This is a genomic window from Streptococcus sp. IsoGale022, from assembly GCF_031142805.1.
GTDB classification, from domain to species: domain Bacteria; phylum Bacillota; class Bacilli; order Lactobacillales; family Streptococcaceae; genus Streptococcus; species Streptococcus sanguinis_A.
The window spans coordinates 57,032-68,983 of sequence record NZ_JAKZJI010000004.1 but is presented as its reverse complement, the minus strand read 5'-3'; the positions used below and the strand labels follow the sequence as shown (position 1 = coordinate 68,983).

Below are 11,952 nucleotides of genomic sequence, written 5' to 3'. Positions count from 1 at the left end.
AAATCTCTTTAAAACTTAAAAAATAGGCCAAGACGAAGTCAGAGCCCATTTTATCTACTAGATAATACTGCTAATACCAATGCAATCAGTAGCCAGAAGAAAATCATGATTCCCGTCATCCGCTGCATCACAGCTTCAAAACCGCGTGCCTTAGGACGTTCAAACAAATCGTTGGCACTGGCATCAAAGACGTTGCTGGACTGATTTTTGGTTGGTTGCATAAAAATTGCAATGACAATAATAGCTGATAAAATGACTAAAATGGTTAATAATAGGTTGTACATAAATAAAAACTCCTTAAAATCCTATCTATTTTATCATAAAATCTACTTGGATTCAAGATGTAAAGTAACTTTTCTTTCCTTAGGACAATACTTTAAGACCTCAATTTTTTCCGGATGCGTTTTAGTATTTTTGCTGGTCAGATAGTTCTGACTGCCGCAGCTGGAACATTTTAAATTTATTTTAACGCGCACTAGATATCCTTCTTTTTAAATAAATTTCGAAAACTAAAGAGATTGGCCAACATACTGATGGCGACTAGCCCTGCTGTTGCATAAAAGACTGAATGATAGCCATAGGCTGCCGCAATGACCGATCCAGACATAGGCCCGACCACCCCGCCCAGATAAAAGAAAATCTGATTATAGCTGAAAATCCTAGAGATTCCAAACTTGGGTGTTATCTTACTTAGCAGAGCATTAACACCTGGTATCAGCGCACCTGTTCCTAGGCCAAATAAAAAGCGATAAAAGCCCAGCTGCATAGGAGAGCCAGCATTGGCACAGAGCAGATAAATCAAGATTGAATAGAACTGAGCCAGCACTAGAAGCCGGTGATTGCCGATACGGTCTCCTAAACGCCCCAGAATGCTGGAGCTCATCATGCTGGAAAGTCCCATGCTAGAAACGATGAGACCCGAAACAAAGATTAGATTGTCCTTTTGCCCCAACTCTCTGACATAGAGGGCAAGGATGGGGCTGATAGATTGAGCTGCAAACTGGATGACAAAGCTGGTCAGAAAGAGATTAATCAGCATCTTAGGATACCTGAGTTGGCGCAGCAATTCCTTAAAGCCTACCTCTTCTTGTCGGGTCACCGGCACAAAATCCTCCCGAATCAAATAAAAGGTCATCAAGGCTGCCACCAGAAAGAAGCCGCCAATCAGGAGAAAGAAATTGCGAATACCGAACATCTCCGCAATCAGACCGCCAATAAATGGCCCCATAAGATTACCCGCAACGACACCAGTCGAGAGAGTTCCCAGAGCATAACCAGTTTTTTCCTTGGGAGCCTGACTGGCAATCAGAGCTGTACTATTGGGAACATAACCAGCAAAGACACCGTTTAGAAAGCGCAGAAGCAAAAGCCAGAAAATATTGGGTACAAAGGCAATGCCGCCCATCGTGAAAACCATAGCAGTAGCTGCACGTATCATCATAGGCTTGCGACCATATCGGTCCGCTAGACTTCCCCATACAGGAGAGAGCAGTGCCGCTGAGATTGCAGAGAGAGAAATCCCTAGCCCAGCGTAATACTCCACCTCATGACCTCTGGCACCTAGCTGCTCCACGAAAAGTGGCATAAAAGGCGTCACCAGAGAAATGCTGGCACCAGTCAGGAAGTTCCCAAACCAAGCGACTTTCAGGTTATGTTTCCAGTTTACTTGTGACGTGATAAATCATCTTCTTTCTAATTTCTGCAAAGCATCGCGAATTTGCTGTCGAGTTTCCTCAAGAGAACCATTATTATCAATCAACACGTCCGCCCTCTTTCGTTTTTCTTGCAAAGATAGCTGAGTTGCTATGCGTTTTTCTGCCTCTTCTTGACTAAGAGAGTTTCGAGTCATAAGGCGACTGAGCTGAGTTTCCTTCGTCACGTCCACCAGCCAGATCTGGTCAAACCAATCTTCATATTGTAACTCAAACAACAAGGGAAGATCCATAAAAAAGAAATCTTCCGTCTCCGCCAGCAAATCTCGTCGGTTAGCCAGTTCCTCGCGAATAATTTGGTTTTGTATTTGACTGGATTGCTCCAAGAGTTGAGGATTCCCAAAAATCATAGCTCCCAGCTTGGGCCGGTCCAAGCGGCCATCTTCCTGTAAGATAGCTGAGCCAAAAGCGGATAAAAGAGCTTGATAAAGCCGTCCGCCCGGCTCTTGCAGCTCATGCACTACCTGATCCGCATCAATGACCTGGTAGCCCTGCTGCCTCAAAAACTCTGTCACTGTTGACTTACCCGAAGCAATACCGCCAGTGATACCGATAATTCTTGCCATGACAGCTACCTCGCTTTCTGACAGTGAGGACAGAGATGAGTACCGCGTCCACCCAACTTAATTTTTTCAATCGGGCTGCCACATCTAGCACAAGGTTGACCAGTCTTTCCATAGACCTGCAGAAAATCCTGCATCGTGCCATCCTCGCCCAAAGCATTGCGATAGGTCCGAATGGTCGATCCTCTCTTTTCAATCCCAAGCTGCAAAACTTCTATAATCTGTTCACGCAGCCGCTTCACTTCAGCAGGCTTCAAACTATCTGCTGGCCTTGCCGGATGAATCCGCGCCCGCCAAAGGGCCTCATCTACATAGATATTGCCCAGACCAACGACCAAGGTCTGCTCCAGCAAATAGGGTTTGATGGGCTTCTTGGAACGACTCAAAGCTGCGGCAAAAGGTGACAAAAGAAAGTCCGCCTCTGTCGGCTCAGGACCAAGCTTTCTGGCAGTAAAATAAGCCTCCAGCTTGTCCTTTCTCAACAGCTCCATGGTCCCAAACTTGCGGACATCCTCATAAACAAGCGTCCCGCCATCCGTCATCTCGAAAAAGACATGAGCATGCTTGCGCTCAGGCACCGCATCAGGATAAAAAAGATACTTGCCTTCCATTCGCAGATGGGAAACCAGCACTCCGCCTGTCAGGTAAAAGAGCAAATACTTGCCCCGACGGCCAATCCTTTCAATGGTCTGACCTGGCAAGTCATGGACAAAACTATCCACTCCCGTACCAATCATCTTGGCATAGCGGACCCGCACCTGCCCAATCGTCTTGCCAACAACCAGACGCTCCAAACCGCGCCGAACCGTTTCCACTTCAGGTAATTCAGGCATAAATCTCCTTTCTCAGTATTCCTAATATCAAATTCCCATAGCAAAGCTGTCCGAGAAATACTCATCCAGCATCAGGCGGTGTTTATCCGATACATTTTCCAGCTCTGCTATTTCTTCTTTAGAAAAAAAGACTAAACGCAGTGTTTCCTCATTATGAAAATTGGAAATATCAACATTCTCCAATGCCTGCAATTCATACAGGAAGACAACCGTCTGCACTTTGTCACCATTAGGATAAAATTCATCAAAATTAGTATAAACATTCAGCAAGCGCTTGGCTTCAACAGAAATGCCTGTCTCTTCATAAAATTCACGCACGGCTGCTTGAACAGAAGTCTCCCCAAGCTCCATAGCCCCTCCAGGAATCGCCCATGTTTTCTTATCACCTCGCAACTGCAGAAGCACACGACCGCCCTTGTCTGCCAGAATTCCACCAGCAAAATTCAGAATAACCTTATCATGCCCCACCTTGGAGCGAATATAGGAAATATAGTCCATATCATAATCCTTTCATTTTCTCTGGAAAGGCAGCGTTTTGAAAGAAATAGTGCAGCAGCTGAATATGCGTATCCACATCACTAAAAAGCCAAGCATGGCCTTTGCCAGGATAGTAGGCGCATTCAGACCTAACATTTTTCTGTGCCAACCTGCGGTGCCAGTCATGAATGGTTTCGGCTTCTTTTCCACCTGAGACAAAGAAAGCAAGATTATCAAAATTTATATCAATCATAGATAAATATGCTCTCCTTATCCTTCATCATCAAGAGATAGAATCTCTAAATACATATCCAATCTTTCATTGATATATTTGGCAAATAGATCCTCCATTGCCGATAAACTTCCTTTTGAGTGAAAGTCATCAAATGCTTGGTAATAGGCTAATCTATCCGTAAATTTTATATCAATCGGTGGATAGCCCGCCTTCATCAACTCCAAATTCACCAAGAGCCTACCCGTTCGGCCATTGCCGTCAATAAACGGATGGATACTCTCAAAGGAAATATGAAACTGAGCTAGTTTGGTCACCATATTTTCCTGACTTGCAGCATAGTCCACTAGGAGCTTTTCCATCAATGGAACAATCATATACGGCTGAGCCGGTTCATTGGCTGCTCCCATGATGCGCACCGGGACTCTCCGATAATACTAGATAATGAATATCCTTTATCATCTGTTCTGACAAAGGCTGGTTCTCCTCAACAAGCCTTTGAACATACTGAAAAGCCTCCTGATGACCGATTGCCTCCATATGATCTTTTAAAGGCTTTTGGTCAATAGTCAATCCACGCAGGACCAAATCTGTCTCACGTAAGGTCAGAGTATTGCCCTCAATGGCATTTGAGTTATAGGTATATTCGACTGTGAACTCTTCATTTAGCCGCTCCAACTCTCCATCCGTCAAAGGGCGAAGTTTTGACAGCCGCATCATCTTTTCATCAATCAAGGGCAAGAGACTCTCGACTTTTTTATACCGGCCATCTGCTGGCTTTCTGGCATCTAAGGGAATTCTCCACAAACGCCCTTCTTGGACAGCACCTGGGATCTTTCCCTGACTGCACAGAGACCGAACTCGACGATCAGAAATTCCCCAGAGTTCAGCTGCCTGCCTCACTGTCATATACATGAGCACTCCTCACTTTCTCCCTCTATTATACCATAGTTCGGAACAATATGAGGAATAACGGAACGATGTTTGCAGATTAACGGAAGGATAATAAACGGAAATAATAAGTAGGCCCTACACATTAGTCTTATAAAATTCACTAATCCCAATTCTGTCCCCCATTACTTACAAATATCTAATTAGTTTTTCTTTTCACTATCTAAAGAATCTTTCTAAAAGTGAATACTAAACTACATAGCGATAAAATGAAATACAATAAACTTCCGATAAAGATACTCATCCCCACATGTACAATATTTACTGAGTTATTTTGTTCAAAAGATATAAAAATAGGAGGAAAAATTAATAATAGTACTGATAAAATCGACAGATCAAAAAGTTGTTTCATTATTAGCAAGTCTAAATTCAGAGTTTTTAGTTTTTTGATAAATGGATTGTCCGGTAAAAATGAAGTAATACTAAATGAAGCTATAAGTACACCTGATATAAAAATAAGGACATTTTGAATAGATGATAGAAAATCTGCATAATTCTGAAAAACGGACAATTTGATTGGACATATCAAAAAATACAAAGCTACTAACAAAGAAAAGAAAAAAATATTTTTTCTCATGTTTTCTAATTTTAGTAATCATTCAAATACTCTTCCCTTACTTTATAAGCTCTTTCAAGTTTATCATAAAAGACATTATTATCAACCTCATCTAGATAATATTTTTCATAATAGTTTAACTTATGAGTTACTAAATCAATTATCTCTGAGTCACCATAAATAGACATAGTTCGGATCTTCATATTCTGGTTATCTTTATACGAACACAATTCGTCTATAGCGCGTTTAATTCTATTTTAATTTAAACTAGCTCCCTTTATTCTCATTTCCATACTTTGTGCCGACATCTCTTTAGCAAATTCAACACCACTATTAATATCTTTTACTTGCTCTGAGAATAATGATAAATTTTCTGGAATAGCAATCATAACCACCCGTCTAACGGGTGGTTTGTCCCCGGGCTATAAGCCCACATCACCAGCCAGCGCCTAAAGACGCTGGCTTTCACTTTGTTCAAGCCTCATTGCTCTTGACTCGTCACAATCCTCTCAAAGAGGTGTTTGCATTACTTACCACTATCCCTAAAGGGATCCTCATATTCTTTTACACTCAATTTATCCAACGCTATATCATGCTTTTCCTGCTCTTGGATATATTTCTTAATGGTGGCTTCATTAAGGCCTACTGTACTCACGTAATAGCCTTCCGCCCAAAAATGTCGGTTCCCAAACTTATATTTTAGATTGGCGTGCTTATCAAACATCATGAGAGCACTTTTACCTTTTAAATACCCCATGAAACTAGAAACACTTATCCTCGGTGGAATACTTACCAACATATGTACATGATCTGGCATTAAGTGACCCTCGATAATTTCAACACCTTTATAACTACATAATCAGTGAAATATTTCACCCAAACTGTTTCGATATTGATTATAGATAAGATTCACCTATACTTAGGTGTAAACACAATGTGATAGAACACATCCACTTTGTGTGTGATAAACTGTGTGCCTTTTGCGCCATATATTTCTCCTTTCGCTTTACAATTGGCTTGAACACCTTTATTGTATCGCGTTGGGAGTTTTTTTGGTATAACCTTCGATGCGCACCCGCATAGCGGGTGGTTTATTTGTCTCGCACCTTACGGAGCGAGACAGACTGAAAGTCAATAGGAAATACCCGGAGGAGCATATTACCCCTCCGGGCTTGTTCGTGTGCTTTACTTCAAAGGTTCGATAATCTCGCCCGTTTCGGGATCGACCATCGGCTCATCGTCAATGAGGGACGTCGGAGTAAGGTTCGCGGCATACGCCTTGACCGTTTCCGACACGCCCGCCACGGCGTTCCTCTCCTCGGCGGTCAGCATACGCTCGAATGAGAATACCGCCTGGGAGAACGCGATGCCGGATGCGTTGGTGGCCTTCTTCAGCGTGATCTTCGTGACCACCTGGTTCAGCTTGCGCCCGCGGGAAAGCTGGCTTTTCACATAGTTCGTGAAGGACTTGAGCGACCCGGTCGGCAGGGAAAGCGTGATAGGGAACAGTTCCCCTTCGCGCAGGATGTAGAGCATACGCTTGTTCTTGCACAGCTTGCTCTGTCCCTCGCCGCTGCCGAACTTGTTATACGGTCTTTTTCTGTCAAAGTCAAGAGAATCGCAAACTCCAGAGGTGTAAAATTTTTATGAACGAAACGGTCGGGTTTTCCCAAGGTCATTGACATATGTTTCAAAATCCGTTATAATAATATGCGAACGTAAAGCAAAATTTCACAATTAGATTTTTGAATTATGTATCTGCAAAGTGAAAGGAGCATGGAATGTCTACTGTTAGTTATAAAAAACTATGGAAACTCCTAATTGATAAAGATATGAAGAAAAAAGACCTTCGAGAAGCTACAGGCATTAGTACGGCATCAATGGCGAAGTTATCAAAAAACGAGAACCTAACAACTGATGTCCTTCTCCGAATATGCGATGCTCTAAAATGTGATATTTCAGACATAATGGAAATTTCGTTTGCTGACGAAAATCAATCTGATAACGAAGAAGATGAAAAGGTGTAATCAATAATGGCAAAGAAAAGAACTCTAAACACGTTTCGAGGAAAATTTATATGTGGTGACTGTGAGGCTATTCTAAAGACCGTGCCGGACTCAAGCATAGACCTTGTTCTCACCTCACCTCCATATGCAGATAAGCGAGATTATGGCGATGTTGACGGGACGATTCCCTCGGACGAATATGTCGACTGGTTCATTCCTAAAGCAAAAGAAATCTACCGTGTCCTCAAGGAGGACGGCAGCTTCATTTTGAATATCAGCGATAAAGTTGTGGACAACTATCAGCATTTGTATGTTTTTGAGCTTTTGCTGAAACTGTGTAAGGATGTTGGATTTCATCTTGTCCGAGACTATATTTGGTACAATCCGGCAACTCCACCCAATGTTTACTCAAGAGGTGGTTATGGGAGAACGAAAAAATCACACGAGTATTGCTTTTGGTTGGCAAAAGGCGATTCTTGGGAATTCAATATGGACCCTATAAGGAAACCATACAGCAAGGATATGCAGAAGTATCTCCAAGGCAAAGGCAAAGGGGATAGAAACCAAAACACCCGTCCAAGCACACATAATTTTGATTGTGAGAAAACCTGGACGGATAATGGTGGCTCCGACCCAGGAACTGTTATTGAAATAGCAAACACAAGCAGCAATGACTATTTCATGAAACTTTGTAAGGAACACGGAATCGGTCATCCCGCAAGGTTCCCGGAAAAGCTCGCTGAATTCTTTATTCTATCTGGAAGTGCCGAAGGAGATGTTGTTCTTGACCCGTTTTCCGGTTCCGGCACTACTGCTGCTGTAGCGCAGAGGCTCAACCGTGTATGGATTGGAATTGATGCCAACTCAGACTATTGTAGGCTTGCGGCTCTGCGATTGGAGTATGAAAAAAACTTATGTGAAGAGGACGAGAATGATGCTACAGGAGATTAATAAAAACAAATACAGCGTCCGGCAAATCGATGGCGCTGAAGGAATGCTTCTGTTGCCAGACAAGTCAATAAAACTCGTATATGGCTCTCCTCCATATCCAAATGCTGAACGCGAATATGGAGTATGGCGTTCGTCTGAGTATATTGAAAAAATGACACCGTTTCTTGACGCTGCTTGCCGTAAACTCTGTGACGATGGCTTCATAGTGATCAATGTCAAAGCAAACAGGGAAAAATCCACAGCTAAAGTGGCATCAAAGCGATCCTTGGTAATAGAAAAACTCGCAATAGAAATGGAAGAGACATGGGGACTTCATTGTGTTGACATAGAAATTTGGATAAAGGAAAATCCTGCGCCAACGGGACTGCGTGTAGCTTGTCAGGATGCTTATGAACAGAACCTGTGGTTCTCAAAATCTCCAAAATGGAGCATAAACCTTGATGCAATTCGCAGGCCATATGAATCGCATAGTGTTCAGACATACGAGTCATATGAATATAAGCCGCGATCAAATGGAAATACCTATGTTCGTAAAAACAAAAGAATTGCTCCAAATCCTCTGGGAGCATTACCAAAGAACATTATTAGCGGCGGAGTCTCGGCTCGTATAGATGACCACCCTGCGACACAGCCATTATATCTGCCGGAGAAATACATCAAAGCCACAACAGAGGAAAACGACCTGGTCGTTGATCCTTGGATGGGAAGCGGTACCACAGGATATGCAGCACTTTCTCTTGGACGCCGTTTTGCAGGATTTGATGTCGTGAAAGAATATGTAGCGCAGGCGAACTCTCGACTTCGCTCTATTGCTGGAGGAAATGATGATGGCAAAGGGCAAGAGACTTAGTAAACAAGCATTGAATACCATTTTTGTTGAGGGACTTGGGAATCATGTCGTTTGGCACAGCGATACATCCTCTTCTCCTCTTCTTGTGGATTTACAGCCCAGAAATTTACGTTTGCGTGTATATCTCTGGAACTGCACAAATCCGTCTGGTGGTCGTGCGTTAGATGAATATAAAATACAAGTAATCCTCCCCGGTCAGCAACGCGGGGAACGTGGGCAACTTGATTACTCCGATGGACGGCTGCCCATCATAGGTGCATTGGTAAGAGACGGGGATGATGTTTCGTTTGCTTTTTGGGACGCAGATAAGCACAGTGATTTTGCATATAGCGGAAATATGCAAGTTAAAGCAGATGTGATTATTGAATCCCTTTGTACGAAAGTATCTGAAACGGTCAGAAATAACAATGAAAGAATCGTCTGTGCCCGACCTCAATACCTATATGATGCAATAATTCGCCGTATGGATATAATGCACGAAGAATTGCTTGGAGGCTGATTATGGGACTTAAGGAACAAGTATATTTAACTTCATATAATAAAGCCGAGCATGATATAGCCGAAATGTTTTATCTTCCTTGCATGAGGAACTCAAGCCATTACGACAGAATCTCCGGGTATTTTGGAAGTACAATCTACATTATTGCTTGGGATGCATTACGAGAGTTTATTGAAAGTAACGGCAAGATGCGGTTGATATGCTCACCGTATGTATCCGATGAAGATGCCTCTGCATTAGCCAATGGCTATTCTGCTAAGAATGATGAACTGCTTGCAGAGTCGCTTGCAAAAGAAGTGCAGGCTTTGTTTGATGACCCATTTTTAACCGCTCCAGCAAAACTTCTGGCATATATGTTTTCTAAAGGTATCATCGATGTAAAAATCGCCGTTCCAACTGGCAGTGAATCACCGAACGCAAGGAGACTGTTTCACGACAAGGTTGGTATTTTCACGGATTCCGATGGAAACAGAGTAGGTTTCCGCGGTTCAATGAACGAAACATACAAAGGACTATCTTCTGATGGAAACATGGAGTCCATCGATGTATTTCCGAATTGGCTCGATAGCCGCGATGCGGAACGAGTTGATGACGCATCAGCTTTTTTTGAAAAACTATGGTCAGAATCCAGTCCCGGCATCATTGTTTATCAATTCCCAAATGCCTCTAAAGAAATACTACGGACGAAATCCGAGGGAGTCAAATGGCACGAACTACTGGACGAAATCCATGTTGAAGAAAGCAAGACAAAAAAAGTGGAAACCGAGTGATCATGTCGGTAGCAGGACTCCCCGTCCTCACCAGGTAAATGCACTTGAAACATGGGTAAAGAATAATCGCCGAGGCATTTTTGAACACGCCACGGGCAGCGGAAAAACTTTCACTGCTATGTGTGCAATCCATGATGCTTTTAAGAGAAATGAAGTCGTACTGGTTTTAGTTCCATCAAGAGACCTTCTAAAACAATGGGATCGAGAATTAAGAGAAACCTTGCTCGAAGATAAAATCTACTATCTGCTTTGCGGAGATAACAATAACGAATGGAAAAAACCTGACACCTTATCGTCTTGGACAAGTGATGGTGGTTCAACCCATCGCATTATTCTTGCGACTATGGATACAGCCTGTTCAGAAGATTTTGTAAAAAATGTATCGCAAGGCAAGCATCTTTTTGTCGTGGCTGACGAAGTACATAGATTGGGAAGTCCTCGGAGACGCAATGCTTTGAATATAGATGCAGGTGCAAGATTGGGCTTATCTGCCACGCCGCGCAGATATGGAGACCCCGAAGGAACAGCGGCACTCTTCGATTATTTTGGCGGTCTCGTACCACCACCTTATACATTGGATGACGCAATAAAAAGCGGCGTTTTAACAAAGTATTTTTATAATCCGCTGACCATTACTCTTACTCAAAAGGAACAGGAAGAATGGAATGATGTAACAAAACAGATAAGCCAGCTTATGGCTCGTATGAAAACCAACGGAAACGCAGATACAAGCATTACTTCTAACACGCGCTTGAAGCAATTATTGATAAACAGAGCGCGTATTGTTAAAAACGCTTCCGGTAAGGTTCCGCTGGCTATTAATCTCTTGCTTAGAGAATATGTAGGAGGCCAAAGCTGGATTATCTATTGCGATAATATTACGCAATTGAAGAAAGTATTAAACAGAGCAATTGATGCTGGTTTTGATGCATTTGAATACTATGCAGATATGGAAGGCGATCGAGATGAGACACTACGCTATTTTTCAAAGAACGGTGGTGTACTGGTCTCTATTAAATGCCTGGATGAAGGTGTCGATATCCCTTCTACCACACACGCTCTTATTCTTGCATCTTCACAGAATCCAAGAGAATTCATTCAGCGTAGAGGCAGAATTCTGAGAAACTCACGCGGTAAGCTCTTCGCCCATCTTTATGATGCGATTACTATTCCAGTAGTCGAAACTGAAGAAACGCCAAAGTCTATGTCGATTATTATCGGCGAATTATCAAGAGCTATCGAATTTGGTTTAGGCGCAGAAAATCCCGCCTGCGTTACTGATTTGAAAAACATAGCCGTTGATTACCAAATCGACTATAACAGCTTACAAAACACCGGAATAGAGGAGGAGGATGACAATGACTAACATCGAAATCAATGAACTGATTTCCGTATTGGAAAAGATCAGAGCCGAGCAGCATCCTGAGATACCTGCATCACTGATTCAAGAGATCGTAAATGCGGAATTTTCATCTCAGGATGATAGGACAAAGGCAAGGCATGATACGCAGAAAGTCATAGACGATTTTCTGAAAACGGTAACCGTTTGATA

Annotated in this window: 15 protein-coding genes and 3 pseudogenes; 7 read left to right on the top strand and 11 right to left on the bottom strand. The window is 42.6% G+C overall.

The genetic code is table 11. The annotated features are described in order from the left end of the window. Nucleotides 1-50 precede the first annotated feature (50 nt). The 11 genes and pseudogenes from secG to RG608_RS03440 form a co-directional block, all read right to left on the bottom strand. Nucleotides 51-284, bottom strand: a complete 234-nt coding sequence (gene secG, locus RG608_RS03490; protein WP_308946547.1) for a preprotein translocase subunit SecG — start codon at nucleotides 282-284, stop codon at nucleotides 51-53. 42 nt (nucleotides 285-326) lie between these two features. Beyond that, nucleotides 327-476, bottom strand: coding sequence for a 50S ribosomal protein L33 (gene rpmG / locus RG608_RS03485; RefSeq protein WP_072074309.1), 150 nt, complete (start codon nucleotides 474-476; stop codon nucleotides 327-329). Beyond that, nucleotides 476-1,678, bottom strand: coding sequence for a multidrug efflux MFS transporter (locus RG608_RS03480; protein ID WP_308946556.1), 1,203 nt, complete (start codon nucleotides 1,676-1,678; stop codon nucleotides 476-478). Before RG608_RS03480 ends, rpmG begins: the two co-directional genes overlap by 1 nt. Nucleotides 1,679-1,681: 3 nt before the next feature. Continuing rightward, on the bottom strand, nucleotides 1,682-2,278 hold the full coding sequence (gene coaE, locus RG608_RS03475) for a dephospho-CoA kinase (protein WP_268687437.1): 597 nt from the start codon (nucleotides 2,276-2,278) through the stop codon (nucleotides 1,682-1,684). 5 nt (nucleotides 2,279-2,283) lie between these two features. Then, nucleotides 2,284-3,108, bottom strand: a complete 825-nt coding sequence (gene mutM, locus RG608_RS03470) for a DNA-formamidopyrimidine glycosylase (protein ID WP_268687438.1) — start codon at nucleotides 3,106-3,108, stop codon at nucleotides 2,284-2,286. A 27-nt stretch (nucleotides 3,109-3,135) separates the two neighbouring features. Further along, nucleotides 3,136-3,606, bottom strand: a complete 471-nt coding sequence (locus tag RG608_RS03465) for an NUDIX domain-containing protein (protein WP_308946546.1) — start codon at nucleotides 3,604-3,606, stop codon at nucleotides 3,136-3,138. Between the two features lies 1 nt (nucleotide 3,607). After that, nucleotides 3,608-3,832: pseudogene (locus tag RG608_RS03460) on the bottom strand (hypothetical protein); the annotation flags it as partial. Nucleotides 3,833-3,855: 23 nt separating this feature from the next. After that, nucleotides 3,856-4,732 (bottom strand): annotated as a pseudogene (locus RG608_RS03455) (Fic family protein). Nucleotides 4,733-5,581: 849 nt separating this feature from the next. Further along, nucleotides 5,582-5,713: a hypothetical protein gene (locus tag RG608_RS03450; RefSeq protein ID WP_268687440.1), complete on the bottom strand. Its 132-nt coding sequence runs from the start codon at nucleotides 5,711-5,713 to the stop codon at nucleotides 5,582-5,584. Nucleotides 5,714-5,850: 137 nt separating this feature from the next. Next, nucleotides 5,851-6,313: pseudogene (gene tnpA / locus RG608_RS03445) on the bottom strand (IS200/IS605 family transposase). Between the two features lie 196 nt (nucleotides 6,314-6,509). Next, nucleotides 6,510-6,860 carry a hypothetical protein gene (locus tag RG608_RS03440; RefSeq protein ID WP_268687441.1) on the bottom strand — a complete coding sequence of 117 codons (351 nt, stop codon included), beginning with the start codon at nucleotides 6,858-6,860 and terminating at the stop codon, nucleotides 6,510-6,512. Nucleotides 6,861-7,105: 245 nt separating this feature from the next. Here RG608_RS03440 and RG608_RS03435 point away from each other — a divergent pair, with 245 nt between their 5' ends. Genes RG608_RS03435 through RG608_RS03405 form a run of 7 tightly spaced genes read left to right on the top strand, consistent with a single transcriptional unit; the run spans nucleotide 7,106 to nucleotide 11,950 of the window. Next, entirely contained in the window at nucleotides 7,106-7,351 is a 246-nt protein-coding gene (locus tag RG608_RS03435) for a helix-turn-helix transcriptional regulator (protein ID WP_268687442.1), read from the top strand. Between the two features lie 6 nt (nucleotides 7,352-7,357). Then, complete coding sequence (locus RG608_RS03430) at nucleotides 7,358-8,281, top strand: site-specific DNA-methyltransferase (RefSeq protein ID WP_268687443.1); 924 nt, start codon at nucleotides 7,358-7,360, stop codon at nucleotides 8,279-8,281. Beyond that, complete coding sequence (locus tag RG608_RS03425) at nucleotides 8,262-9,131, top strand: site-specific DNA-methyltransferase (RefSeq protein ID WP_268687444.1); 870 nt, start codon at nucleotides 8,262-8,264, stop codon at nucleotides 9,129-9,131. Before RG608_RS03430 ends, RG608_RS03425 begins: the two co-directional genes overlap by 20 nt. Further along, the gene (locus RG608_RS03420) at nucleotides 9,109-9,630 is read left to right on the top strand and encodes a hypothetical protein (protein WP_308946545.1); all 522 of its coding nucleotides are present in this window, start codon (nucleotides 9,109-9,111) and stop codon (nucleotides 9,628-9,630) included. Before RG608_RS03425 ends, RG608_RS03420 begins: the two co-directional genes overlap by 23 nt. A 2-nt stretch (nucleotides 9,631-9,632) precedes the next feature. Further along, nucleotides 9,633-10,400 carry a phospholipase D-like domain-containing protein gene (locus tag RG608_RS03415; RefSeq protein ID WP_308946544.1) on the top strand — a complete coding sequence of 256 codons (768 nt, stop codon included), beginning with the start codon at nucleotides 9,633-9,635 and terminating at the stop codon, nucleotides 10,398-10,400. Next, nucleotides 10,360-11,766 carry a DEAD/DEAH box helicase family protein gene (locus RG608_RS03410; RefSeq protein WP_308946543.1) on the top strand — a complete coding sequence of 469 codons (1,407 nt, stop codon included), beginning with the start codon at nucleotides 10,360-10,362 and terminating at the stop codon, nucleotides 11,764-11,766. Before RG608_RS03415 ends, RG608_RS03410 begins: the two co-directional genes overlap by 41 nt. Then, nucleotides 11,753-11,950: a DNA modification system-associated small protein gene (locus RG608_RS03405; RefSeq protein ID WP_268687447.1), complete on the top strand. Its 198-nt coding sequence runs from the start codon at nucleotides 11,753-11,755 to the stop codon at nucleotides 11,948-11,950. Before RG608_RS03410 ends, RG608_RS03405 begins: the two co-directional genes overlap by 14 nt. The last annotated feature ends 2 nt before the right edge of the window (nucleotides 11,951-11,952 follow it).